The organism is Rhizobium hidalgonense (genome assembly GCF_005862185.2).
GTDB classification, from domain to species: Bacteria; Pseudomonadota; Alphaproteobacteria; order Rhizobiales; family Rhizobiaceae; genus Rhizobium; species Rhizobium hidalgonense.
Genome location: NZ_CP054027.1, coordinates 2,831,291 through 2,855,839, shown reverse-complemented (window position 1 = coordinate 2,855,839; position 24,549 = coordinate 2,831,291). Strand labels below are relative to the sequence as shown.

Sequence of the window (24,549 nt, the reverse complement as noted above, 5' to 3'; positions counted from 1 at the left end):
CTGCCGGCTCCTGTTGACGTCGCAGAGATCTAGGGAGCCGGTCCGGACTTGGCAACCCGGCTTTACCGGGTCGTCACCAAATCGGCCGAGGCGACGAGATTGCTCGGCGCCTGCGTCTTCTTGAATTTCAGTGTCACGACCTTGTAGCCCTCGGCTTCAAGATCCGAAAGCAGGGTTGGCAGCATCGTCGCCGTGCGCTTATGGATGTCGTGCATCAGGATGATGCCGCGGCCGCGCTTGTGCAGCAGGTCCATCGTCCGCTGCGTCACGGAAGCCGGCGTGATGGCAAAATAGTCCTTGCTGTCGATATCGACATCCATGACCACCAAGTTGCGCACGGCAACCGCGGCGCGCAGCCTGTGGCTCTCGGCAAGATAGGGGAAGCGGAAGAAGGAGACGTCGGTTCCCGTCGCCTTGGTCACCGCCAATTCGCCCTTGACCACCTCGGCCATCGCCGCGTCGAAATCAAGCGAAGTCAGGTTGGCGTGGTCATAGGTGTGGCTGCCGATGGTGTTGCCGTCCTCGGCGACCCTGCGGGCCAGCGCCGGATGCATTTCGGCCATTTCGCCGACCATCATGAAGGCGCCCTTGACGCCGAACTGGTCGAGGATTGCCAGCACCTTGTCGGTCCGGCCCGGGATCGGACCGTCGTCGAAGCTCAGGATCACTTCCTTGTCCTGCAGCTTGAGATCGGCAAGCGAGGAAACCTCAAGCGTCCGTCCGGCCAGCTGGTGCCAGCCCGTCATACGCGGCGCCGCATCGTCGCCGGCATAGGCAAGTTTCCGCCCTTCGGGCGCAATCACCGAAGAGGTCTTGATTGAGGTATCTGGGGCCTGTTTGGTGGTGCTGCAGGAAGACAGGATGGCCGTGATGGCCATGCAGGACAGAATGAAAAAGCGATGCATGGAAAGGGCTCAACAAATCGGTAATGAATGTTGAGACAACCTTTCGAATTATGGTTAACGATCGGTTGAGATCGGCAGGAATTGTGCTGATACGCGGCACTTCGCCGCGCTTTCGCCGGAGCATGATGCCGAAAAGTGTGAGCGGTTTCCGGGCGACATCATGCTCTACTTCTTTAAAGGCCTGTGGCTATCCCGCCATCGCTTCTTCGTATTCGGCCGAAAGCGTCAGCCACTCTTCCTCGGCGGCCGCCAGTTTCGCAGCAGCCTCGCCGCGCTGCTTTGCCTTCTCGGCGGCCTTGGCGGGCGTCTTTTCATAGAGGGCGGGATCGCCGAGTTCCGCGTCAAGCGCCTGGATCTGTTTCTCCAGCTTCGCCGTCAAGGATTCGATTTCGTTGATCTTTTTCCTGAGCGGCGTCAGCGAGGCGCGCTTTCCGGCATTGAGCTTGCGCTGCTCCGCCTTGGATGTCGCGTCTTCAACTAGCTGCGGCTTTTCTTCTTTTTTTTTACCCGAAGTGACGATCAGGTCGCGGTATTCGTCCATGTCGCCTTCGAAGGACGTCACCGTGCCGCCGTTGACCAGCCACAGCCGGTCGACTGTCGCCTCGATCAGGTGGCGGTCGTGCGAGATCAGGATGACGGCGCCTTCATAGTCGTTCAGCGCCTCGATCAGCGCCCGTCGGCTGTCGATGTCGAGGTGGTTTGTGGGTTCGTCGAGGATCAGCAGGTTCGGCGCGTTGAAGGCGGCAAGCCCCATCAGTAGCCGGGCCTTTTCGCCGCCGGAAAGATCCTTGGCGGCCGTTGCCATCTTCTCGGTCGCAAGCCCCATCTGCGCGACGCGGGCGCGTACCTTGGCCTCGGGCGCGCCGGGCATCAGCCGGCGCACATGCTCCACGGGGGATTGCTCGGGAATAAGATCGTCGAGCTGATGCTGCGCAAAGAAGCCGATCTTCAGGCTTGGCGCGATTTTCACCTCGCCGCTTTCAGGCGCCAGGCGGCCGGAGATGAATTTGGCGAAGGTCGATTTGCCGTTGCCGTTCGAGCCGAGCAGGGCGATGCGGTCGTCATTGTCGATCCGCAGGTTGAGGTTTTTCAGGATCGGATTGCCGGGCTCATAGCCGACGGCGCCGCTCTGGATGGCGACGATCGGCGAGGCCGGCTGCTTTTCCGGCTCGGGAAAAGTGATCGGCGTGACGTGGTCTTCGATCACTGCGGCGACCGTTCCCATACGCTCGAGCGCCTTGACGCGCGATTGCGCCTGCCGCGCCTTGGAAGCCTTGGCCTTGAAGCGATCGATGAAGCTCTGCAGATGTTTGCGCGCCGCCTCGTTCTTGGCCTTGGCCTTCGTCTGCAGCTCGTCGGCCTCAGCCTTCTGCCGCTCGAACTGGTCGTAGCCGCCGCGATAGAAGGTAAGCTTCTTCTGGTCGAGATGGACGATCGAATTGACCGCATTGTTCAGCAGGTCGCGATCGTGGCTGATGATGATGACGGTGTGCGGATAGCGGCGGATATAGTCTTCCAGCCACAACGTGCCTTCAAGGTCGAGATAGTTGGTCGGCTCGTCGAGCAGAAGCAGGTCCGGCTCGGCAAACAGCACGGCGGCAAGGGCAACGCGCATGCGCCAGCCGCCGGAAAAGGAGGAGGCGGGGCGGGCCTGCGCCGCCTGGTCGAAGCCGAGACCGGCGAGGATGCTCGCTGCGCGCGCTTCGGCCGAATGCGCGTCGATATCGACCAGACGCATCTGGATTTCGGCGATGCGGTGCGGGTCGGTCGCCGTTTCCGCTTCGGCTACGAGCGCCGTGCGTTCCTTGTCGGCGGCAAGCACGATCTCGATCAGGGCGTCTTCGGTTGCCGGCGCTTCCTGCGCCACCTGGCCGATGCGTGCGGCCTTCGGGATCGATACCGATCCGGTCTCGGAGCCGAGATCGCCGGTAATGACGCGAAACAGCGTCGACTTGCCGGCGCCGTTGCGCCCGACGAGCCCCGCCTTGGTGCCCGAGGGCAGCGAGACGCTGGCATTGTCGAGAAGCAGGCGCCCGGCGATACGGGCGGAAATGTCGGTAATCGTGATCATGGCCGGCGTTTTGGCCGAAAGAACCCGTTAAGGCAAGAGCTTGTCCCGCGGCAAGATCACTTGTCTGTCGCAGGCATGCTTGTCCGCGCCTTAGTGGCCGAAAGCCTGCACCGGTCGTCGGGGGTTCGATTGCGCGGCGAGCAGCGCCACCCGGGCATTGGCCTGCAGTTGCCCCGGCGTTGCCGCATCCGTGCTGAGCGCCACGCCGATCGAGATGGTCAGCCTGCCGCGATCGGCCTTGTCCGAGGCCGCAAAGACCAGATTGTCCTCGACGGAGGCGCGCAGCCGTTCGGCGATAGCAATGGCATCCTGCATGCCGACATTGGCAAACAGCACAGCGAATTCGTCCGCCTCGGTACGGGCGACGAAGTCGTTCTTCTTCACCGATTTGCGGAAAAGGCCGGCAAGTTTCTTCAGAAGCCTATTGCCGGCCTGGGTGCCGTATGTGTCGTTGAGCTCAGTGAAATTGTCGATATCGACCATGAACAGCGCGCTGCCGGCCGCCCCCTCTTCGCGCTCATAGAGCGCTGATATCACCCGGTTGAGCGCGATGCGGTTGGGAAGTCCGGTGATCCTGTCGGCCACACTGGCCGATTGCATCGCCGAAATGCCGCGTTCCAGCCTCTCCAGCCGCCTGATGTCATCCTCCAGCCGGGCGCCGATTTCCGTCTCCGCCGATAGCACTGCCGCAAGCGAGGCGGAGAGATAATCGACCTCGCCGATGAAGGCTGCAAGGCTCTGGTCGTCGTGGCCGGAGACCGATTTCAGGATCGTGCTGCAGGCGCGCGCAAAGGCGTCTCTGTGCCGCAGTCCTTCGGCAAGCCGCTCCGCCACCTCGCGCAGCATCCGGCTCGCTTCGTTGCGCGACGCCTCGCCCGCCAGCCCGCAATGGCCGACGAGGCGGTATTTCAGTCCGAGCTCGTCGAGCATTGCCTGTTGCGGCTGGGGCCCAAGTGCGGCGATATCCTGCGCAAGGCCGGCATTGAGGCCGACGATCGCCTCGTGAAACAGTTCGTAATTGCGCGGCAGCGCGGTGACGTTCAGCCGCGCCAGGTGCTGGGCGATCTTCTGAATATCGGCCACATCAGCCGGGCGTGCCGCCTCGCGTGGCACCAGTGCATTTGCGCTTGCATTCTGCATGACGATCCCTCGCGATCCGGCGTTTTCTCCATCTTCCGCTATGCGCGCAAGCTTTTAAGAGACATTGAATTTTTGGTCGGGAAGCGGCGGCTTGGCAGTGGAACTGGCAAAGGCGGTTAATTCAGTCTTGATCGCGACCGCCACTCACATCCACTCGCGACCCTCGCCGCGCAAGAAATAGATGAGGTCCAGCTGGAGGCTCGGCTTGCCGAGCGCCGTCAGCGTCATGTGGCACTGGCCGCGATGATGGGTCTGATGGTTGAAGAGATGCGCCAGCGCTGGCGACAGCGGCTGGGTGATCTCGATCGGCTGCGTCACGGGCGAATAGGTGAAATTGGCGGCAAGGCTTGCGTCGTCAAGTGTGCCCGTCCAGGCAATGATCCGTTCGTCCTCGGCTTTGCGCGCGGCGGCCAGCGCATCCAGTTCTTCATAGAGCACGACATCAAGGGTCGACGGTGCGTCGCCGGTGCCGGTGAAGCGCTTCATCCAGATCCGGTCGGCCACGAGCAGGTGATTGAGCGTGCGATGGAGCGAACCGAAGAAGGCGCCACGGTCGCTGCGGAATTCCGCATCGCTGAGTTCGGCCGCCACCGCATAGACCTGGGCGTTGGCCCAGCGGTTATAAGCGGCAAACATCCGGTAATGTCTGAGCATATACGGTCTCCCTGATCGTCGCGGCAGTCTAACCCGTCTTCCCCGCAACGCGCAGTGATGCGCCCATGAAATTTCCTGATTTGATCACGGGCGTTTTCTGTCGTCGAATGGATGCAGCTTCGATCTCGAAAGGACTGCTATGACCAGAGCCCTCTATTCCCTCTGCGGCGCCGACGAACGGCGCTTCTTCTCGCCCCATTGCTGGAAGGCGGTGATGGCGCTGGCGCATAAGGGGCTCGATTTCGAGGAGATTCCGACGACCTATGCCCGCATCCGCGCCATCGGCGGCGGCGTCTCGCAGACCGTGCCGGTTCTCGACGACAATGGCCGGCTGATCCCCGATAGTTTCGATATCGCCCTCTACCTGGAGGAAGCCTATCCCGAGCGGCCGTCGCTGTTTAACGGCGAGGGCGGCAAGGCGCTGTCGCGCATGGTGGAAGGCTATTCGCAGATGATCATCCATCCGGTGATCATGCGCATCGCCCTTCTCGACATCCATGCGAATCTCGACGAGGGAGACAAGGCCTATTTCCGCGAGAGCCGCGAGGTCAGGCTCGGCAAGCCGCTGGAGGTGGTTGCCGCCGACAGCGAAGCGGAGAAGGCCGCGTTTGCCGTCAAGCTGGAGCCGCTCCGCCACATGCTGAAGTTCCAGCCCTTCATCGGCGGGCAGACGCCGCTCTTCGCCGACTATATCGTCTTCGGCGCCCTGCAATGGCTGCGTGTCTCCGCCGGCCTCACCATGCTGGCCGCCGACGATCCCGTTATGCTCTGGTTCGAACGCTGCCTCGATCTCCACCAATGCCGGGGTCGCACTGTGACAGCGGCGTGAAATTGCCGTCGACCCCTTGTTTTCGGGCGTTGGGGCGGGTAAAGACCGCCCACTTTTCCCGAGAAAACAGAGGATTTGACTATGGCGATTGAACGCACCTTCTCGATGATCAAGCCTGACGCAACCAAGCGCAACCTGACGGGCGCCATCACCAAGATGCTCGAAGATGCCGGCCTGCGCGTCGTCGCCTCCAAGCGCGTCTGGATGAGCCGCCGCGAAGCCGAAGGCTTTTACGCCGTTCACAAGGATCGTCCCTTCTTCGGCGAACTGGTCGAGGGCATGACCTCCGGCCCGACCGTCGTTCAGGTTCTGGAAGGCGAAGGCGCCATCCTCAAGAACCGCGAAATCATGGGCGCGACCAACCCGGCAAACGCTGACGAAGGCACGATCCGCAAGGTTCACGCGCTGTCGATCGGCGAAAATTCCGTTCACGGTTCGGATGCTCCGGAAACGGCTGCCCAGGAAATCAAGTACTGGTTCTCCGACACCGAAGTCGTCGGCTGAGGCCACGCTTCGGCATTGGCTTGCAATGCCTTGAATTGACTCTCGAAAGCCGGGGCCTTGTCCCGGCTTTTTCTATGTCGGGCATGTTTATGCAGGACATTTATCGGTGTTCGAAAAATCGACACTGCCGTCGGGCTTGAAGACCTCCGGGTTCTTGTCATAAAGCGCGCCGACGACGAGCGGCTTGCTCGGCAGCACCGTCTGGTCGAGGTCGGAGCGGAACTGCGTCTTCAATTCCTGCAGCACCTTGCCGTCCTTGTCGACCAGCCGGACGCTGACGAAATAGGGACGGTCCTTGCGCACGCAGTGCAGCTTTTCGCTCTGCAGCGCGATCTTGTCGTCGATCGGATAGATCTTTTGGGTCAGCACCAGTGGATCGCCGCCTTCCGGGTTTTCGAATTCGGCGATGATGACCGACCCATCGGGGATCGGTCCGGTCTTCTTCAACGTCAGCAGATAGGTGGCGCTCGCCACCCGATAATTGAAGACGAAGAGATGGCCGGTGACTTCGACCAGATTTTCCGCCTGACGCTGACAGGCGGACAGCAGGAGGCCGGCTGCCGCCGCCATTGCGATGAGATGTTTCCTCATGGTGTCTCCTCCTTCTTGCGGCGATAGTGCCGGTTCGCCTTGGCGCGATTGCCGCAGACCGTCATGTCGCACCAGGCGCGGCTCCTATTCTTGCTGCGGTCGATGAAGAGCCAGCCGCAATTGCCGCAGATCTTCATGCGCTCCGGGTCGGGCATGGCGAGCAGCCGCAGCACGGAATGGGCGGTGGCCACGGCCACACTGCCGGGGCAAGCTTGGCGCAACGTTCTGGCCATCGCCTCCAGCAGCCCGGCCAGCAATTGGTCGTCACCGCCATCGAGTATACGCTTGCGGAAATAGAGGTCGATTGCCTCGCGCAGCGCGAAGAAATCCCTCTCGTTTTCTGCCGCCACCGGCGCAATATCGCCAAACAGGGCGCGTTCGGCGCAGAATTCGGCGGCCGCTTGCGGAAAATCCCGCAGCTGGTCCCTGATCGCGAAGCGGTCGATCCGCCGCGCGGAATCGTGGCGCAGAACGACGCTGTTGGCGACATCGAGTGCCAGTGCGCCGCCGGCAAAGCGGTGAGGGGTCCAGGAAAAGCTCATGCTGAAATTATAACTGGCTAAATAGGTTTTACCAGTTATAATTTTTGGAAGAGGCGGAGTGTCGAAATGGCCTATCTTCTGCAGCAATTGGCGAATGCGGTTCCGCTGGCCGCCCTCTATGCTGCGCTCGCCTTCGGTTATGCCGTGGCCTTCGGGGTGACGAAGCGGGCCGACATAACCTATGGGGCGATCTTCGCCTTCTCCGGCCAGATCCTGCTGCTGTTTACCGAACTCGCCTATGTCAGGTTCTGGCTGGTGCTGCCGGCCGCCCTTGCCGTCGGCGCCTGCGCGGCGATCGTCTATTCGCTGGCGGCGGGTCTCTGGATCGGCCGCTCGATCATGCTGCCGCTGGTCAGCAAATCGCCGAACACGGTGATCGTTGCTGCCCTCGGCATCATGATCGTGCTGATGGAGACCGCGAGGCTTGCCGCCGATACAAGGGCCATCTGGCTGCCGCCGTTTCTGAACGGCACCGTCGTCTTCTGGACTGATGGTGCATTCCAGGTGACGCTCACCTATATCCAACTGATCGATACGGCGCTGATGGCAGCCATCGTCGCTGTCGGTACGCTGATCCTCAGGCGCACGGCCTGGGGCCGCATCTGGCGCGCCGTCACCGATGATCCGCTGGCAGCCGAACTCTGCGGCACCAGCGCCAACCGCGTCTTTCTCGTCGCCTATGCCGCCGCCGCCCTGGTCGCGACGATCTGCGGCATCCTCGCCACCTTCTATTATGGCTCGATGGATTTCGGCGCCGGCCTGATGTTCGGGCTGAAGGTCCTGCTGATTGCCGCCGTCGGCGGCTATTCCGATCCGCTGCGCTCTGCGGGCGGCGCTGCCGGGCTCGCCGTCGTCGAAACCATGTGGGGCGCCTACGGCCCCTTCGTCTGGCGCGATCTCGTCATCTTCTCGCTGCTCGTCCTGATCTTGGTCATGAGCCGCAGGGAGCGTGTGGTGCTCTAAGAAATTCCAGCAAAAGTGCGCAGCGGTTTTGCGTCCGGAATTTCGTAAGACAAAAAAGGTAGGGCATCTCCGTGCTTCGAAAAAATACGGAGCTGTCCTACCTTTACTTCCACTTGTCGCGCGCCGCATCGTCGGCGTCTTTCGCCGCGACCCAGTCGCCGGCGGCGCCGTCCTTGCCGTGCTCCTTCTTCCAGAAGGGCGCTGCGGTCTTTAGGAAATCCATGACGAAATTCGCCCCATCGAACGCCGCCTGCCGATGCGGCGCGGCTGCAACGACGAGCACGATATTCTCGCCCACGGCGATCTTGCCGTAGCGGTGGATGGCGGTGAGGCCGAGCAGCCCGAAACGGGCAATGGCCAGTTCGCCGATGCGGTTCATCTCCGCTTCGGCCATGCCGGGATAATGCTCGAGCTCAAGAGACGCCAGCGTGCCGCCTTCATCTCGGCAGAGGCCGGAGAAGGTCACGATGGCGCCGACGCCGGCTTTGCCCTTGGAGAGCAGGTCGACTTCGGCCTGCAGGTCGAAGTCTTCGCGTTGGACGCGGATGGTGAGGGTGATGGTCACAGCGAAATCCTCCGCTGCTTTGAAGTTGCTGTGAAGAATGCGGAAAGGCTGTCCCGTGTCCGCCCCCCTCTGGCCTGCCGGCCGCGGGGTCGAGCCGCGGGTCTCGACCCGTCCTTCGGACCCCCACAGGTGGGGAGATCACAAGTGGCGCGCTCTTCTTGCCCATTTACCGCTTCGCCGGGCTGAAACGCCAATTCTTTGAGGAGGCCCGTGCGTCCAGCCAATCTCCCTCCTTGTGGGGGAGGTGCCTGGCAGGGCAGAGGGGGGTAGCGACACTGCACCACCATCACCGCCTCATCCCCCCGTCATCGGCGGAAAAATCCCGATCTCACGGGCGGCGCCGATCGGCTCATCATGCTCGACATGCTCCATGTCCAGCGCCACGCGGATCACCTCGGGATATTGAAGCGCGGTCTCATATTCTTCGCCCAGCGTCTTCAAATGATTCAGGAGATCGGCAACGGTGACGACGGAGGAGGGGAGGTCGATCTCCTCCTCGTCCTTGCCGATGCGCTCGCGCACCCATGCGAAATAGACAAGCCGCGTCATTCCTCGTCATCCACGATATGTTTCAGCCCGGCGCGGAAATAATCATAGCCGGTATAGATGGTCAGCAGCGCGGCGATCCACAGCAGCGCGATGCCGGTCTGCGTCGTGTAGGGGAAAATCTCGTCGCCGGCCGGGCCGGCGAGCAGGAAGGCGATGGCGACGAGCTGCAGCGTGGTCTTCCACTTGGCGATCCGTGTGACCGGCACGCTGACCTTCAGCGCCGCCAGATATTCACGCAGGCCGGACACCAGGATTTCACGGCAAAGAATGGTGATCGCCGCCCAGATCGACCAGCCGGCGATGGTCTGGTCGGCTGCGACCAAGAGCAGGATCGAGGCGACCAGCAGCTTGTCGGCGATCGGGTCGAGCATGCGGCCGATATTAGACGTCTGGTTCCAGATGCGCGCGAGATAGCCATCGAGGAAATCGGTGAGCGAGGCGATAACGAAAATCCAGAGCGCCACCCAGCGCGCCGTGTTGCTGATTGACAGCCTGCCCTCGATGAAGAAACAGAGAACGATCAGCGGCACGGCGAGGATGCGGCCGTAGGTCAGAAGATTGGGAATGCTGTACGCACGCGATGCCATGGGATCGTTTCTCTGAATTGATGCGCCGCTGTAGCGCCGCGCGTCTTGCGAAAATCGATTCCGATTTTCGGGCCGATGCGGTAGATGACGGCTTTGACCGTAAACCGTCAACATTCTTTCTGTCTTTTCATTGCCTTTGCGTGGAATTTGCGACGGACCCCGGTTATTTCGCGGCGTCGTCGTGGAAATGGTTATAGACCTGCTTCGCAACGGCTTCCGAAATGCCTTCCACCGCCATCAGGTCCGAAAGGGCGGCGCGCGAAACCGCCTTTGCCGTGCCGAAATGCTGCAGCAGCGCCCGTTTACGCGACGGGCCGATGCCGCCGATCTCGTCGAGCGGGTTCTTGATCATTTCCTTCTTGCGCCGAGCCCGGTGCGAGCCGATGGCGAAACGATGCGCCTCGTCGCGCATGCGCTGGATGAAATAGAGTACCGGATCGCGCGGCGGCAGCGTAAAACTCTCGCGTCCCGGCGGGAAGAAGCGCTCGCGCCCGGCATCGCGGTCGACACCCTTGGCGATGCCGATCGCCGTCACGCTGTCGGTGATCCCGAGTTCGTTGAGGATGCCGCGCACCGCTGTCATCTGCCCCTGGCCGCCATCGATGAGAATTACATCCGGCCAGGCCGGGAAGGGCATGTCGGCGGCGTCGATAGCGGCCTTTTCTGCCGTCCGATCGGGAATGCCTTCCTCCTTGATCAGCCGTGAGAAGCGCCGCGTCATAACCTCCTTCATCATGCCGAAGTCGTCTCCGGGGGTGATGTCGGTCGATTTGATGTTGAACTTGCGGTACTGGTTCTTGACGAAACCTTCCGGCCCCGCCACCACCATGCCGCCGACGGCGTTGGTGCCCATGATATGCGAGTTGTCGTAGATTTCGATGCGCTGCGGCGCATAGGCCAGCCCGAACGTGTCCTTGAAACCTCCGAGCAGCCGCGACTGCGACGCCGTTTCGGCGAGCTTTCGCCCATGCGCCTCGCGCGCATTGCCGACGACGTGATCGACCAGATCGCGCTTCTCGCCGCGCTGCGGCACCAGGATGGAAACCTTGTGAGCGGCCTTTTGGCTGAGTGCGGCCGCGAGCAGTTCCATCTCCTCGATCGTTTCCGACAGCATGATCTGCTTAGGCACCGGCTTGTCGTCGTAGAACTGGGCGAGGAAAGCGTTCAGCACTTCGGCGCCGGAAAGCTGCGGATCGGCCTTGGGGAAATAGGCGCGGTTGCCCCAGTTCTGGCCGGTGCGGAAGAAGAACACCTGGATGCAGGAAATGCCGCCCTCGTGGTGGATGGCGAAAACGTCCGCTTCCTCGACGCCGGCCGGGTTGATGCCCTGATGGCTCTGCACATGCGACAGGGCCGCCAGCCGATCGCGATAGATCGCCGCCCGCTCGAAATCGAGGTCCTCGGCCGCCTGGTTCATCGCCTCGGCCATATGCGACTTCACCTTCTGGCTCTTGCCGGAGAGGAAGTCCTTCGCCTCCTGCACCAGTTCGCCATAACCTTCGTCGCTGACCTCGTGGGTACATGGCCCGGAACAACGCTTGATCTGGTAGAGCAGGCAGGGGCGTGTGCGGGTTTCGAAGACACTGTCCGTGCAGGTGCGGATCAGGAAGGCGCGCTGCAGCGAATTGATCGTGCGCCCGACGGCACCCGCCGAAGCGAAAGGCCCGAAATAGTCGCCCTTTCGCGCCCTCGCACCGCGATGCTTGAAAATCGCCGGCGCCCGGTGGTCGCCGGTGATGAGGATATAGGGAAAGGACTTGTCGTCACGCAGCAGCACGTTAAAGCGTGGCCGCAAGCGCTTGATAAGATTCGCCTCCAGGAGCAACGCTTCGGTCTCCGTGCGCGTCGTCACGAATTCCATGTTTGCCGTCTGGCGCACCATCTGGGCGATGCGGTTGGAATGCACGCGGCCGACGGCATAATTGCCAACGCGTTTCTTCAGGCTGCGCGCCTTGCCGACATAGAGCACGTCACCCTCGGCATTGAACATGCGGTAGACGCCGGGGCTATTCGGCAGCCGCTTGACGAATTCGCCGATCAGATCCGCGCCGATCAGCCCAGTCTCGTTGATGCTGCCCGCGTTCCAGTCGACCGCAGCCGCAAGCGGGGCTGCGGCGGAAAGGTCGCCTTCCACCTCGATATCGTCTTCGCTCTCATCCGTATCGTCGTAGAGAACGCCGCCATCCGGCAGCTTTCGTCCGTTCATTCCGTAATCTCCGCCACATCGGGCGTCTGCCAGGCGAGGTGCTGGCCGCCGTCGAGGGCAATCATCTGGCCGGTGATCGAGGGCGTGTCGTAAAGGAAGCGAATCGTTTGTCCGAATTCCTCCAGCGCCGGCCCTCGCTGCAGGATAAGGGCTGAGACCTGCGCTTGGAAGTCCTCCTGCGACTGCCGCTCGCTCGGCATCGCGGGGCCGGGGCCGATGGCATTGACGCGGATGCGCGGCGCCAACGCCTGGGCAAGCGTCTGCGTCGCCGTCCACAGCGCGGACTTGGAGAGTGTATAGGAATAGAAGCTGGGTCTTAACGCCCAGACCCGCTGGTCGATGATGTTGACGATCAGTCCCGCGGTCTCGGCGGGCATCTGCTGCGCGAAGGCCGCTGCGAGGATCGATGGCGCACGCACATGCAGGTCGAAGTGCAGCGCCCATGTGGCGGCGTTGAAACCACGCGCGGAATCATGCTGGAAAACCGACGCATTATTGACGAGCAGATCGAGTGGCCCGAGCGCTTCCGACGCCTTCGCTACCAGCTCGGCCGTTTCGCCGATATCGGTAAGATCGGCCTGCAACGCGATCGCTCGTTGCCCCTTCTGCCGCAATTCCGCCGCCAGCTCTTCGGCTTCGCCGATCGAGTCGTTGGCGTGGATCGCAACGGAAAAGCCATTTGCAGCAAGGTCTTCGGCGATTGCCCGGCCTATTCTTTTGGCGGCCCCGGTTACAAGGGCCGAGCGAAGTCTTTTGTGGTTCAAAATCCTGCCTTCTGATCCCGCGAGTCTGTCTGTCGACTATATAGGCGCGGGCGGAGATTATATAAATAGGCTGTGGCGGTTGCGTCGGCGGACGGGATATTCTATGTATTATTTAAGAATGCGATTTGATAAAATAAGTATTTTCAGTTTAACTCTTCAGTAGGGTTAATGAATTGTATGTTGCGTCAAAGCAACATCGAATTTCGGCCATGCGGCAGCCACAATGATATCACAATTTGGCTCTTTCAAATCCGCATTTGAGTTCCAATTTCAGTCTCGATCCGGAAGGGACATCTGGCAATATCCCGCCGATGCTTCACTGATAGACAGTGATCAAGCGACGCGGGACTGAAAGGAGACTAAGTATGCGTGTACTCATTGCTGGCCTCATGGCCTCCGTTTTTGCAATTGCGGGCGTCTCGGCAGCTCAGGCGGCCGATGCCGTCGACCAGGTTCCGGAAGCACCGGTCGCCCAGGACGCTCCGGTCAAGCCGGCCGGTAACTGGGAAGGCTTTTACCTCGGCGGCGCCGGCACCTACAACATGGGTGACTTCGGTTCCGACCGCCACACCTATGGTTTCGGCGGCCAGGTTTTCACCGGCTACAATTGGCAGCAGGGCCAGATCGTTTACGGCGTTGAATCCGATCTCGGCTACAGCGGCGACGACGTCTCCTCGGGCGGCGTCAAGAACAAGTACGGCTGGAACGGCTCTGTCCGTGGCCGCGTCGGTTACGACATGAACCCGTTCCTGCTCTACGGCACGGCCGGTCTCGCCCTCGGCGACGTCAAGGTTTCCGACGGCACCTCGGACGAAAGCAAGACCAATTACGGTTATACCGTCGGCGCCGGCGTCGAAGCCTTCGTGACCAACAACATCACGACGCGCTTGGAATATCGCTACACCGACTACCAGAGCAAGGACTACAACCTCGACTCCGGCAGCTTCTCGCGCGGTTACGACGAAAACAGCGTCAAGCTCGGTATCGGCGTCAAGTTCTAAGCCGAGAACAATCGTTCAAGCATGAAAAAGCCGGGCACATCGCCCGGCTTTTTTGCGGCCTGCTCGATGCCGATTTAACGGACTATGCTGTCGGCTTGAGCTCCTGATGGGCAGGGAATTTCTTTTCGAACTGCGCCAGCCAGTCGACCAGCGGCGCATGATCGGCTTCCCACTGGCCCTTGAAGCGCAGGTCGAGATAGTCGAGCGTGGCGGCCAAGGCGAAATGTCCGCCATTGAGCTTCTTGCCTGATTTCGGCGGATTGGCGCTGAGATGTGCAAGCCCGCTCGTCGCCTTCTTCCATTGCCGATCGATCCAGGGCTGGTGGATCTTTTCCTCATCGCGAAAGCGCCGCTCGTAGATGATGGCGAGCAGGCAGTCGCAGATGCCGTCGCAGAGCGACTCGAGGACCTCCGCATCGGTGCGTTTGCCCTTCTTGGCGGGATAGAGCTTGCCCTTCGCCAGCCGGTCGAAATAATGCATGATCGCCACGCTGTCGAAGACCGAGGCGCCATCATCGGTCAGAAGCGTCGGGATCTTGCCGAGCGGATTGTTGTCCACCAGGATCGCCGGCCCGGCATTGGTGTCGACCCGGATGGCATTCAACTCCAGGCCCAGGAAATGCGCGGCCATCCGCACCTTGCTGGAATAGGGGGAGGCGGGCGACCAAAGCAGCTTCATGGGGACACCTGATGAGATTGTAAAACGACGGGCCGGGACTATTCCCGAAGCCGATTTCCAGGTCAATCGTCCTTGACCGCCTTTGTCTCGCCGCGCAGCCAGAAGGCCCGGTGCGAGGCGAAACGGTCCTGGGCCAGATGGTCTTTTAGCGCTGGCAGCAACTGGTGCAACTCGTCCTTCAGCGTGAAGGGCGGATTGACGATGACGAGGCCGGAGCCGGTCAGTCCCGTGATGCCGCGGTCACTGCGAACAATGAGCTCGGCGCAGAGCATCTTCGGGATATCGAGCGCCTGCAGCGTCTCGTGGAATTCCTTGATCGGCGCCCCCTTCTTCAGCGGATACCAGAGGCAATAGGTGCCGCCGGGAAAGCGGCGATAGGCTTTTTCCAGTCCTTCGGCCAGGCGCTGATATTCGTCCTCTTCCTCGAAAGGCGGGTCGACGAGCACGATGCCGCGCTTCTCCTTCGGCGGCAGATGCGCGCCGAGCGCCAGCCAGCCGTCGAGCTCGGCAATGCGGGCGTGGTGATCGCCCTCGAACAGCCGGTGCAGCCTGAGGTAATCCTCGGGATGCAGTTCCATTGCCGACAAGCGGTCCTGCGGCCGGAACAGTAGCCGCGCGAGTTTCGGCGATCCGGGATAGAAGCGGATGCCGCCCTCAGGGTTGATTTCGCGGATGGCTGCGAGGTAGGGCTCTAGCAGCTCGGCAACCTGAGGTCCGAGATCGGCCTCCATCAGCTTGCCGATGCCCTCGAGCCATTCGCCTGTCTTCTGCGCCTCCTCGGAGGAGAGGTCGTAGAGCCCGATGCCGGCATGCGTGTCGAGCACGCGGAATGCCCCATCCTTCTTCTGCATGTAGCGGATCAGCCGCGCAAGCACGGCATGTTTCAGCACATCGGCAAAATTGCCCGCATGGTAGATGTGGCGGTAGTTCATTTTCGCTGATGTCCGTATGAATTCGCGTCATGGGGAGTTTTTGTGGCTTTTGGCCGTGCAAGCCTTGCAATATACAAATGCCATGAACATTGCGACCCCCATCCACGCCAAATCCTCGAAGCAGGACACCAGGGTTGGCCACACGGCCTGTCCGCACGACTGTCCCTCCACCTGCGCGCTGGAGGTCGAGATATCAGAGGATGGCCGCGTCGGCCGTGTCCGCGGCGCACACGATCACTCCTACACATCAGGCGTCATCTGCGCCAAGGTCGCCCGTTATGCCGAGCGGCTCTACCATCCCGAGCGCTTGATGCATCCCTTGCGCCGCACCGGCGCCAAGGGGGCAGGGCAGTGGCAGCAGATTTCCTGGGACGATGCGCTGGATGAGATCGCCGAAGCCTTTGTGAAGGCCGAAGCGAGCGACGGCAGCGAAGCGATCTGGCCCTATTTCTATGCCGGCACGATGGGCTGGGTGCAGCGCGATTCGATCGATCGCCTGCGCCATGCCAAGCGCTATTCCGGTTTCTTCTCGTCGATCTGCACCAATCCGGCCTGGACCGGCTTCACCATGGCGACCGGCACCCTGCGTGGTCCCGATCCGCGCGAGATGGGCCGCACCGATTGCGTCGTCATCTGGGGCACCAATGCGGTGTCGACGCAGGTCAATGTGATGACCCACGCCATCAAGTCGCGCAAGGAGCGCGGCGCGAAGATCGTCGTCATCGACATTTACGACAATCCGACGATGAAGCAGGCCGACATGGCCTTGATCGTCAAGCCGGGCACCGATGCGGCACTCGCCTGCGCCGTCATGCATATCGCCTTCCGCGACGGCTATGCCGACCGTGAATACATGGCGCGATATGCCGACGATCCCGAAGGTCTCGAAGCGCATCTGAAGACGAAGACCCCGCAATGGGCGGCCGATATCACCGGCCTTTCGGTTGAGGAGATCGAAGCTTTCGCCCGCCTCGTCGGCACGACGAAAAAGACCTTCTTCCGCCTGGGTTACGGCTTCACCCGCCAGCGCAATGGTGCGGTCGCCATGCATGCGGCAGCCTCGGTCGCCACCGTCCTCGGCTCCTGGCAATATGAGGGCGGCGGCGCCTTCCATTCGAACAGCGATATCTTCCGCATGAACAATGCGGAACTGACCGGCAGGTCGATGAAGGATGCCGATATCCGCATGCTCGACCAGTCGCAGATCGGCCGGGTGCTGACCGGCGATGCGGTGGCGCTGCGCCATCGCGGCCCGGTGACGGCGATGTTGATCCAGAACACCAATCCGGCAAACATCGCCCCCGAGCAGCGGCTGGTCAGACGCGGTTTTGCCCGCGACGACCTCTTCGTCGCCGTCCATGAGCAGTTCATGACCGAAACGGCGGAGATTGCCGATATCGTCATTCCCGCGACGATGTTCGTCGAGCACGACGACATCTACCGGGCCGGCGGCCAGAACCATATTCTGCTGGGGCCGAAGCTGGTCGAGCCGCCGCCAAGCGTGCGCACCAATCTCTTCGTCATCGAAGAACTGGCCAAGCGCCTCGGCGTCGCCGATCGCCCGGGCTTCGGTTTTACCGCCCGCGAGATGGTCGACCGGGTGCTCGAATCGAGCGGCCTGCCGGATTACGATCATTTCCTCGAACACAAATGGTTCGATCGCCAGCCGGCTTTCGAGGAGGCACACTTCCTGGACGGTTTTGCCCATCCGGATGGCAGGTTCCATTTCCGCCCGGACTGGATCAACCAGCCGGCGCCTAACAAGCCGCCGGCCGCCGTCGGCGTGCTCGGGCCGCATGCAGAGCTTCCGGCCTTCCCGGATCAGGTCGATGTCATCGAGGTCGCCGATCCCGAGCATCCCTTCCGCCTCGCCACATCGCCCGCCCGCAACTTCCTGAATTCGAGCTTCTCCGAAACCAAGACCTCGCGTCAGAAGGAAGGCCGCCCCGAAGTGATGATCAATCCGGCCGACGCCGAAGCCAATGGCATCGCTCATGGCGATCTCGTCCGCATCGGCAACAGCCGCGGCGACCTGCGCATCCACGCCCGCATCACCACCGAAGTGAAATCAGGCGTGCTGATTGCCGAGGGACTCTGGCCGAACAAGGCGCATATCGACGGCGAGGGGATCAACGTCCTGACCGGCGCCGACCCGGTCGCGCCCTATGGTGGGGCCGCCGTGCACGATAACAAGGTCTGGCTTCGCAAGGACGCAGCATGATGCAGCCGAAATCACGGGTGAAGATCGTCAGCGAGGAAACGCTGTCGAATGGGTGGACGCGGTTGAGCAGCTATTTGCTCGACTATATCGACCGTAGGGGCGCGACCCAGCAGCTGAAGCGGGAGGTCTACCACCGCACGCCGGCCGCCTGCGTCCTGCTTTACGATCCGAAACGCGATCTTGTCGTTCTCGTCCGCCAGTTCCGGCTTGCCGTGCATCTCAATGGCGACCCCGCCTGGATAATCGAGGTGCCTGCCGGCCTTCTCGACGACGATCATCCCGAACAGGCGATCCGCCGCGAGGCGATGGAAGAAACCGGTTACCAGCTGCGCGATGCGCGCTTCCTGTTCAAATGCTACACGTCGCCGGGCGCCTTTGCCGAAGTCGTCCACTTCTTCGTCTCCGTGATCGACATCGCCGACCGCGTTGCCGAGGGCGGTGGCCTAGACGAGGAGCACGAGGATATCGAGGTCCTGGAAATCCCGCTCGACGAAGCCGCCCGGATGATCGAAACCGGCGAGATCTTCGACGCCAAGACGATCATGCTGCTGCAATGGGCGTTGTTGAACAGGAATAAACTTCGATAGCGGATGAGCGGTCTCGGGCAAGCCGTTGGGTTGGGCTCAAGACGGTTTCGCTATCGCGGTTGTGGCGTTCGAAAATTTCATACGTTTGTCACGAAGCGGTTCTATCCGCTGCGGTCTGTCAATCATCGATGCGGTTAGGAGAAAGCCCATGTGGCTCAGCAATTTCACCCTCGTTCTCCCAAACGAGGTCGTGAGTGAAGGTTCCGTGCGTGTTGAGGATGGCGTCATCGCCGAGATCCGGCCCGAGCCGATAGCGGCTGCGGCCATCGATGGCGGCGGCCGGCTGCTGATGCCCGGTTTCGTCGATCTCCACGGCGACATGATCGAGCGCGAGATCGCGCCGCGGCCGAATGCGACGATGCCGATCGATTTCGGCATCCACGAACTCGACAAGAAACTTGCCGCCGCCGGCGTCACCACGGCCTTCGCCGCCGTCTCTTTCGCCACCGAAAGCGTCTACGGCCACGTCCGCTCGCTGGAGACGACTGCGGCGGTGATCGAGGGCATCAACCGCCTGCGCGACGACCTGCTGATCGACCACCGCGTCCACGCCCGCTACGAAATCACCAATGTCGGCGCTGCTCCGGCGCTCGAGCGCCTATTGAATGCCAACCAGATCGACATGGTCTCGCTCACCGACCACACGCCGGGGCAGGGCCAGTACAACAACCTGCAAAGCTACATCCTCAGCATTTCCGAGCGCCGGGCCATCTCCGAGGAAATGGCCGCCGAAATCGTCGCCAAGCGCATCGCCATGCGCAGCAATCCCGAGATCGAAGCCAAGCTCAAAGACATCGTCGCGCTGTCGCTGAAGCACAAGCTGTCGCTCGCCTCGCATGATGATGACAGCGTCGAGAAAGTCGCCGAAATGCACGATCTCGGCGTCACCATCAGCGAGTTTCCGGTGACCGCACCTGCAGCCGAAGAGGCGCGCCGCCGCGGCCTCTGGACGCTGATGGGCGCGCCGAACGCGCTGCGCGGCCAGTCGATGTCGGGCAATCTCAGCGCCCTCGATGCCGCCAGGGCCGGCCTGCTCAGCGTCATTGCCGCCGATTACCACCCGGCCGCCTTCGTGCCCGGCATCTTCAAGCTCGCCGATATGGTGGAAGGCGGTCTCCCGGCTGCCGTCGCTATGGCGACCGCCAACGCCGCCCACTCCGCCGGCCTCTCCGACCGCGGCGAAATCGCCCTCGGCCAGCGCGCCGATCTGGTGACTGTCGAACCCGGCGACATCAACCGCATCCGCGCCACCTTCCGCGCCGGCCGCTTCGTCTACAGCGACGGCACGCTGCATCCGCTGCGGGCGATGGCGGCTTAGGTCGAAAAAACGTGATTGTCATCTCAGCAAGCAGCATGCCTTTCATCTTGTGTCGAAGGTGAAGGACTTGGCATGCTTCGGTGGGGCTGACAGTCGACGCTTTCCTAACTAAATTCAGGTCTAAGTTGCGCCAGAGCCGCTTTACTTCCTTGCGGCGCTTATGATGATGTCCACCCGCGAACCGCTATGGCAAATGGAGCAGGCAGATCCGTGGATGTGTGCAAAAAGAGGGCGAACGGTGAAGGTCACGGGTATTTTGGCGGTTGGAAGCTATGCTCCCTTCCGCAATGGGATATTTTCGATTGAGTATCGGACAGCCAATGAAGCGTAGGTCGTTCCTGTCGTCACTGTGCGCATTGCTCCTCTCGTCTTGCCAAGGCGAGAGTGCGGCCGTCCGTTTTAAGGTCATTGCTTCCGCGACGGTTGATGGCCGACCGGTCGAAAGTTCATCAGTGATGGAAATCGGCTATTCCAAGGTAACGCACAGCCTGATCGGAAATGGTGGAGCAACACGTCTCTACGGCGAGGCTTTGATTTTCGAACTTGGCGGCAAAGGTACAATTTACATCTTGCCAATTCAGCATGATCCCAACAACAGCCTCACTCAAGTTTACGAGTATGCAGTTCTGACAACCTTGGGCATAAAGAATAGCGTCGGCTCTCTATCTGAAGCAGATTTCGCCGTGCTACGCAGCGCAACTGGGCGGTATCCCTTCAAGCTTAAAACGACGCGACTGCCGGTAATAGTATCGTTCAAGAACGAGAGCGATCCAAAAACCATCTATGAGATTCGGCCGAGCGAGATTGGCCGATACTTTCCAGGTGTTCAGTTTGCAGGCTTAGATTTGGAAATTACGACCGACCGTATCAGCTATAAGTTGCGAAAACGGCTTCCCTGGCTCAACACTACTGTTGAACCAAGAGAGATTTTCCCCCGCGACCCTCCAGGGGTCTCACGCCCCAGAGATGAACTGCCCTTTAGCTATATGATTACGCCAGCGGACTTTTTTGGGTAGCTGACGATAGACATGCTTTCCGCTCCGAAAGGATCGGCTGTGATAGTAGATGGTAACGATATTGCTGTGAAGTTTACTTAAGCGCGGTCACCAATCAGCGAAACCAGCTGGGCCTTGGGCATGGCGCCAGAAGCCTCAGCACCCACCGCCTTACCACCGTCCATCGTCACGCGGCCTTCGGCGAAGAGCCGCAGTGCCTGCGGATAGATTTGATGCTCCACGGTGAGCACCCGCGCCGCGAGGCTTTCGGCCGTGTCGCCGGAAAGGATCGGGACCGCCGCCTGGCCGATCGTTGGCCCTTCATCCATGCCTTCGGTGACGAAATGTACCGTGCAGCCGGCGATGCGCATGCCGGCGTCGATGGCGCGCTGATGGGTATGCAGGCCCGGAAACAGCGGCAGCAGGGAAGGGTGGATGTTGAGCATCCGGCCTTCATAACGCTGGATGAAAGTCGGCGTCAGCAGCCGCATGTAGCCTGCGAGGCAGAGAATATCGGGGGAAAGCGTATCGAGGGCGGAAAAGATCGCCGCCTCGTGTGCATCCTTGCTGTCATAATCCTTGCGGGGGAAGGCGAAGGTGGCGATACCCTCGGCGGCCGCCTTGGCAAGCCCGCCGGCATCCGCTTTGTCGGAGACCACGCCGACGATTTCGGCTGGGTAGTCGCTGGCCTTGGCCGCCGCGATCAGCGCCATCATGTTGGAGCCGCTGCCTGATATGAAGACGACGACGCGTTTGCGCGGCGTGCTCATAGGGCAAGCGTGCCCTTGTAGACCGTGCCGGCAGCGCCTTCGTCGCGGGCGATCATCCGGCCGAGGGTAATGACCTTTTCGCCTTCGGCCTCCAGTGCTGCGGAAACCGCGGCGACGTTCTCTTCAGCGACGACGACGATCATGCCGACGCCGCAGTTGAAGGTGCGCAGCATTTCTTTCGCCTCGACGCCGCCGGATTGGGCGAGCCACGAGAAGACCGGCGGAGCCTTGACGGCATCAAGATCGATCTCGGCCGCCAGATGCTTCGGCAGCACGCGCGGAATATTTTCCGGGAAACCGCCGCCGGTGATATGGGCGAGCGCCTTCAGCGCACCTGTCTCGCGGATCGCCTTCAGGAGCGGCTTCACATAGATACGGGTCGGGGTGAGCAGGGCTTCGCCGAGCTTCTTGCCTTCGAGGAACGGTGCCGGCGCATCCCAGCCGAGGCCGGAGAGTTCGACGATCTTGCGCACCAGCGAGAAGCCGTTGGAATGGACGCCGGAGGAGGCGAGGCCGAGGATCACGTCGCCCTCGGCGATATCGCCGGAAGGCAGCAGCCTGCCGCGTTCGGCGGCACCGACGGCAAAGCCGGCGAGATCGTAATCGCCAGAGGAATACATGCCGGGCATTTCAGCCGTCTCGCCGCCGATCAGCGCGCAGCCGGCTTCGCGGCAGCCGGCAGCGATGCCGCCGACGATCGCCGCGCCCTGGTCGGGGTCGAGCTTGCCGGTCGCGAAATAGTCGAGGAAGAACAGCGGCTCGGCGCCCTGCACGACGAGATCGTTGACGCACATGGCGACGAGGTCGATACCGACGGTGTCGTGATAATCGGCATCGATGGCGATCTTCAGCTTGGTGCCGACGCCGTCATTGGCGGCGACCAGAACCGGATCGGTAAAGCCGGCGGCCTTGAGATCGAAGAGCCCGCCGAAGCCGCCGATTTCGCCATCGGCGCCGGGACGGCGGGTCGAGCGCACCGCCGGTTTGATCTTCTCGACAAGGAGGTTGCCGGCATCGATGTCGACGCCCGCATCGCTGTAGGTCAGGCCGTTTTTTCCAGACTGGCTCATGCTGGTCTCCGATGGCTATTTCAGGCGGCAGACGCGCCGCGTCATCTGCCGGTCGCAATTGCATGACAGGGGCGTTTATGCAAGCGCTGCATGGCAAAAGCCCCCAATTTCCCGCGTCTTCCCTGGGGCCTTTCCGGGATTTGCCGCCACAGGGTTGACCATCTTTGCGCCTGCACCCTATGTGCTGAATGGCTGCGTCGGTTCGGATGCGGCGTTTGGCGGCGGAAAAGCGATCAGCGGGGAAGCGATGCCACAGCAAGTCAGCGGCAACAGTCTCAAGCGTCAGATTTTCTTCTGGCTGATCGTGCTCGTCTTCTTCATCGCCTTTCTCTACGTCTTCAGCTCGATCCTGCTGCCCTTCATCGCCGGCATGGCGATCGCCTATTTCCTCGATCCCGTGGCCGATCGGCTGGAGCGGCTGGGTCTGAGCCGCATGATGGCGACGGTCGGCATCCTCATCGCCTTCGTCATCGTCTTTGCGCTGGCGCTGATGATCCTCATTCCCGTGCTGATCAGCCAGTTCAACGATTTCGCCGAGCGGCTGCCGGGTTATATCAGCCAGCTACAGCAGTTCATCGACAATTCGAAAAACTCGCTGCTGCCCGATTGGGTCAGAAGCCAGGCCGGCACGATCAAGGATAATTTCTCCGGCATCCTCTCCGAAGGCATGGGCTTCTTGACCGGGCTCTTCGCGCAGATCTGGAATTCCGGCAAGGCGATCGTCGACGTCATATCCCTGCTCGTCGTCACCCCCGTCGTCGCTTTCTATATCCTGCTCGATTGGGACCGCATGGTCGCCAAGGTCGATCAGTGGATCCCGCGCGACTATATCAGCGACGTCCGCCAGATCGCCAGCGAGATCGATCAGGCGATCGCCGGCTTTATCCGCGGTCAGGGCTCGCTCTGCCTCATCCTCGGCATTTATTATGCCGCCGGTCTGTCTCTCGTCGGTCTGAATTTCGGCCTGCTGATCGGGCTCTTTGCCGGCATGATCAGTTTCATTCCCTATGTCGGCTCGCTGGTCGGCCTCGTTCTCGCCATCGGCGTGGCGATCGTTCAGTTCTGGCCGGATTATCCCTGGATCGGTCTGGTGCTCGCCGTCTTCTTCAGCGGCCAGTTCCTGGAAGGCAACATTCTGCAGCCGAAGCTCGTCGGCTCCAGCGTCGGCCTGCATCCGGTCTGGCTGATGTTTGCGCTGTTTGCCTTCGGTGCCCTCTTCGGTTTCGTCGGGCTTCTGGTCGCGGTGCCGGCGGCGGCTGCCGTCGGTGTGCTTGTCCGTTTCGCGCTTTCGCGTTACCTTCAGAGTGATCTTTATTTTGGCGGGTCATCCGGTGGCCGCGCCCGGAAGACGAAATCAGTTCCCAATGAATGACGTGAAGAACGCTGATCCGAAGCGCAAGGCCGGAGAGCAGCTGCCGCTGGTCTTTTCGCACGATGCCGCAAGCGGACGTGACGATCTCCTGATCTCGGACCGTCTCGCTGCCGCGGTGTCGATCGTCGATGCCTGGCCCGCATGGCCGTCGCAGGTTGTTGTGCTCGCCGGCCCGGTCGGTTCGGGAAAATCGCATCTGGCCCGCATCTGGCGGGAGTTGAGTGGCGCCGTCGAGATCCATCCGGAACTCGGCTCGGACGCTGCTATTGCCGCCGCCGCCGGCCCGGTTTTATTCGAGGATGCCGATCGCCTCGGTTTCGACGACAATGCGCTGTTTCACGTCATCAACAGCGTGCGCGAAAACGGCACCAGCCTGTTGATGACAAGCCGTCTCTGGCCGATCTCCTGGCCGGTTTTGCTGCCGGATCTGCGCTCCCGCCTGAAAGCTGCCACCGTCGTCGAGATCGGCGAGCCCGACGAGGCGCTGTTGTCGCAGGTGATAGTCAAGCTCTTTGCCGACCGGCAGGTTTATATAGATGACAAACTCGTGCTCTATATCGTCAACCGGATGGAGCGATCGCTGAACGCGGCCCAGATGATCGTCGAAAGGCTTGACCGGCTGGCCCTGTCGCGAGGCACAAAAATCACCCGGTCTCTTGCTGCTGAAGTATTGAATGAATTGGGAAATTCGGAGCCGGCCGATTGACTGTCACAGTTCCGTCGTGAAACTGATA

25 protein-coding genes are annotated in these 24,549 nt (G+C 61.4%); 10 read left to right on the top strand and 15 right to left on the bottom strand.

Translation table 11 applies throughout. The features are described from left to right. Positions 1 to 62 precede the first annotated feature (62 nt). The 4 genes from FFM81_RS13765 to FFM81_RS13750 all read right to left on the bottom strand — a co-directional run bounded on the left by FFM81_RS13765 (position 63) and on the right by FFM81_RS13750 (position 4,770). Complete coding sequence (locus FFM81_RS13765) at positions 63 to 905, bottom strand: polysaccharide deacetylase family protein (RefSeq protein ID WP_097536832.1); 843 nt, start codon at positions 903 to 905, stop codon at positions 63 to 65. 187 nt (positions 906 to 1,092) lie between these two features. After that, positions 1,093 to 2,976 carry an ABC-F family ATP-binding cassette domain-containing protein gene (locus tag FFM81_RS13760; protein WP_138384827.1) on the bottom strand — a complete coding sequence of 628 codons (1,884 nt, stop codon included), beginning with the start codon at positions 2,974 to 2,976 and terminating at the stop codon, positions 1,093 to 1,095. 90 nt (positions 2,977 to 3,066) lie between these two features. Continuing rightward, positions 3,067 to 4,116, bottom strand: coding sequence for a GGDEF domain-containing protein (locus tag FFM81_RS13755; RefSeq protein ID WP_003574144.1), 1,050 nt, complete (start codon positions 4,114 to 4,116; stop codon positions 3,067 to 3,069). Positions 4,117 to 4,260: 144 nt separating this feature from the next. Then, positions 4,261 to 4,770, bottom strand: a complete 510-nt coding sequence (locus tag FFM81_RS13750; protein ID WP_097536834.1) for a DinB family protein — start codon at positions 4,768 to 4,770, stop codon at positions 4,261 to 4,263. A 139-nt stretch (positions 4,771 to 4,909) separates the two neighbouring features. On the opposite strand from FFM81_RS13750, the gene FFM81_RS13745 reads away from it, so the two are divergent. Then, a complete protein-coding gene (locus FFM81_RS13745) occupies positions 4,910 to 5,599 on the top strand; it encodes a glutathione S-transferase family protein (RefSeq protein WP_097536835.1) in 690 nt (229 codons plus the stop codon). A gap of 81 nt (positions 5,600 to 5,680) precedes the next feature. Then, positions 5,681 to 6,103 (top strand): nucleoside-diphosphate kinase, encoded by a 423-nt coding sequence (gene ndk / locus FFM81_RS13740; RefSeq protein ID WP_003574140.1) that lies wholly within the window; start codon positions 5,681 to 5,683, stop codon positions 6,101 to 6,103. 87 nt (positions 6,104 to 6,190) lie between these two features. Here the strand turns inward: ndk and FFM81_RS13735 are convergent, their stop codons facing one another. Beyond that, positions 6,191 to 6,694, bottom strand: a complete 504-nt coding sequence (locus tag FFM81_RS13735; RefSeq protein ID WP_097536836.1) for a hypothetical protein — start codon at positions 6,692 to 6,694, stop codon at positions 6,191 to 6,193. Continuing rightward, entirely contained in the window at positions 6,691 to 7,236 is a 546-nt protein-coding gene (locus FFM81_RS13730; protein WP_097536837.1) for a CGNR zinc finger domain-containing protein, read from the bottom strand. The genes FFM81_RS13735 and FFM81_RS13730 overlap by 4 nt, the downstream gene beginning before the upstream one ends. A gap of 66 nt (positions 7,237 to 7,302) precedes the next feature. On the opposite strand from FFM81_RS13730, the gene FFM81_RS13725 reads away from it, so the two are divergent. Then, the gene (locus tag FFM81_RS13725; RefSeq protein WP_025415811.1) at positions 7,303 to 8,199 is read left to right on the top strand and encodes a branched-chain amino acid ABC transporter permease; all 897 of its coding nucleotides are present in this window, start codon (positions 7,303 to 7,305) and stop codon (positions 8,197 to 8,199) included. Between the two features lie 103 nt (positions 8,200 to 8,302). Here the strand turns inward: FFM81_RS13725 and FFM81_RS13720 are convergent, their stop codons facing one another. The 5 genes from FFM81_RS13720 to FFM81_RS13700 form a co-directional block, all read right to left on the bottom strand. Beyond that, entirely contained in the window at positions 8,303 to 8,764 is a 462-nt protein-coding gene (locus FFM81_RS13720; RefSeq protein WP_097536838.1) for a molybdenum cofactor biosynthesis protein MoaE, read from the bottom strand. 294 nt (positions 8,765 to 9,058) lie between these two features. Next, the gene (gene moaD / locus FFM81_RS13715) at positions 9,059 to 9,313 is read right to left on the bottom strand and encodes a molybdopterin converting factor subunit 1 (RefSeq protein ID WP_097536839.1); all 255 of its coding nucleotides are present in this window, start codon (positions 9,311 to 9,313) and stop codon (positions 9,059 to 9,061) included. Continuing rightward, positions 9,310 to 9,900 (bottom strand): CDP-diacylglycerol--glycerol-3-phosphate 3-phosphatidyltransferase, encoded by a 591-nt coding sequence (gene pgsA / locus FFM81_RS13710; RefSeq protein ID WP_003574129.1) that lies wholly within the window; start codon positions 9,898 to 9,900, stop codon positions 9,310 to 9,312. Before pgsA ends, moaD begins: the two co-directional genes overlap by 4 nt. Before the next feature lie 163 nt (positions 9,901 to 10,063). Further along, a complete protein-coding gene (uvrC, locus tag FFM81_RS13705; protein ID WP_138384828.1) occupies positions 10,064 to 12,106 on the bottom strand; it encodes an excinuclease ABC subunit UvrC in 2,043 nt (680 codons plus the stop codon). Then, complete coding sequence (locus FFM81_RS13700) at positions 12,103 to 12,870, bottom strand: SDR family oxidoreductase (RefSeq protein ID WP_003574125.1); 768 nt, start codon at positions 12,868 to 12,870, stop codon at positions 12,103 to 12,105. The genes uvrC and FFM81_RS13700 overlap by 4 nt, the downstream gene beginning before the upstream one ends. 365 nt (positions 12,871 to 13,235) lie before the next feature. Here FFM81_RS13700 and FFM81_RS13695 point away from each other — a divergent pair, with 365 nt between their 5' ends. After that, a complete protein-coding gene (locus FFM81_RS13695; RefSeq protein ID WP_025415814.1) occupies positions 13,236 to 13,871 on the top strand; it encodes an outer membrane protein in 636 nt (211 codons plus the stop codon). 82 nt (positions 13,872 to 13,953) lie between these two features. On the opposite strand, the gene FFM81_RS13690 is transcribed toward FFM81_RS13695, so the two are convergent. Both FFM81_RS13690 and FFM81_RS13685 read right to left on the bottom strand, forming a co-directional pair. After that, on the bottom strand, positions 13,954 to 14,550 hold the full coding sequence (locus tag FFM81_RS13690; RefSeq protein WP_128399350.1) for a glutathione S-transferase: 597 nt from the start codon (positions 14,548 to 14,550) through the stop codon (positions 13,954 to 13,956). Between the two features lie 62 nt (positions 14,551 to 14,612). After that, positions 14,613 to 15,482, bottom strand: coding sequence for a 23S rRNA (adenine(2030)-N(6))-methyltransferase RlmJ (locus FFM81_RS13685; protein WP_138384829.1), 870 nt, complete (start codon positions 15,480 to 15,482; stop codon positions 14,613 to 14,615). A 16-nt stretch (positions 15,483 to 15,498) separates the two neighbouring features. On the opposite strand from FFM81_RS13685, the gene FFM81_RS13680 reads away from it, so the two are divergent. From FFM81_RS13680 to FFM81_RS13665, 4 genes are all read left to right on the top strand, one after another. Then, complete coding sequence (locus FFM81_RS13680; protein WP_097536843.1) at positions 15,499 to 17,703, top strand: molybdopterin-containing oxidoreductase family protein; 2,205 nt, start codon at positions 15,499 to 15,501, stop codon at positions 17,701 to 17,703. After that, positions 17,700 to 18,290, top strand: coding sequence for an NUDIX domain-containing protein (locus FFM81_RS13675; RefSeq protein ID WP_003574117.1), 591 nt, complete (start codon positions 17,700 to 17,702; stop codon positions 18,288 to 18,290). The genes FFM81_RS13680 and FFM81_RS13675 overlap by 4 nt, the downstream gene beginning before the upstream one ends. 148 nt (positions 18,291 to 18,438) lie before the next feature. Continuing rightward, positions 18,439 to 19,608, top strand: coding sequence for an alpha-D-ribose 1-methylphosphonate 5-triphosphate diphosphatase (locus tag FFM81_RS13670; protein WP_138384830.1), 1,170 nt, complete (start codon positions 18,439 to 18,441; stop codon positions 19,606 to 19,608). Positions 19,609 to 19,910: 302 nt separating this feature from the next. Continuing rightward, positions 19,911 to 20,624 (top strand): hypothetical protein, encoded by a 714-nt coding sequence (locus FFM81_RS13665; RefSeq protein WP_173883785.1) that lies wholly within the window; start codon positions 19,911 to 19,913, stop codon positions 20,622 to 20,624. Positions 20,625 to 20,701: 77 nt separating this feature from the next. Here the strand turns inward: FFM81_RS13665 and purN are convergent, their stop codons facing one another. Beyond that, positions 20,702 to 21,373, bottom strand: coding sequence for a phosphoribosylglycinamide formyltransferase (gene purN, locus FFM81_RS13660; RefSeq protein ID WP_128398456.1), 672 nt, complete (start codon positions 21,371 to 21,373; stop codon positions 20,702 to 20,704). After that, positions 21,370 to 22,443 carry a phosphoribosylformylglycinamidine cyclo-ligase gene (gene purM, locus FFM81_RS13655; protein ID WP_025415820.1) on the bottom strand — a complete coding sequence of 358 codons (1,074 nt, stop codon included), beginning with the start codon at positions 22,441 to 22,443 and terminating at the stop codon, positions 21,370 to 21,372. Before purM ends, purN begins: the two co-directional genes overlap by 4 nt. A gap of 247 nt (positions 22,444 to 22,690) precedes the next feature. On the opposite strand from purM, the gene FFM81_RS13650 reads away from it, so the two are divergent. Together FFM81_RS13650 and hdaA are read left to right on the top strand one after the other, a co-directional pair. Further along, positions 22,691 to 23,815: an AI-2E family transporter gene (locus FFM81_RS13650; RefSeq protein ID WP_025415821.1), complete on the top strand. Its 1,125-nt coding sequence runs from the start codon at positions 22,691 to 22,693 to the stop codon at positions 23,813 to 23,815. Next, positions 23,808 to 24,521 carry a DnaA regulatory inactivator HdaA gene (hdaA, locus tag FFM81_RS13645; RefSeq protein ID WP_097536847.1) on the top strand — a complete coding sequence of 238 codons (714 nt, stop codon included), beginning with the start codon at positions 23,808 to 23,810 and terminating at the stop codon, positions 24,519 to 24,521. Before FFM81_RS13650 ends, hdaA begins: the two co-directional genes overlap by 8 nt. Positions 24,522 to 24,549 lie beyond the last annotated feature (28 nt).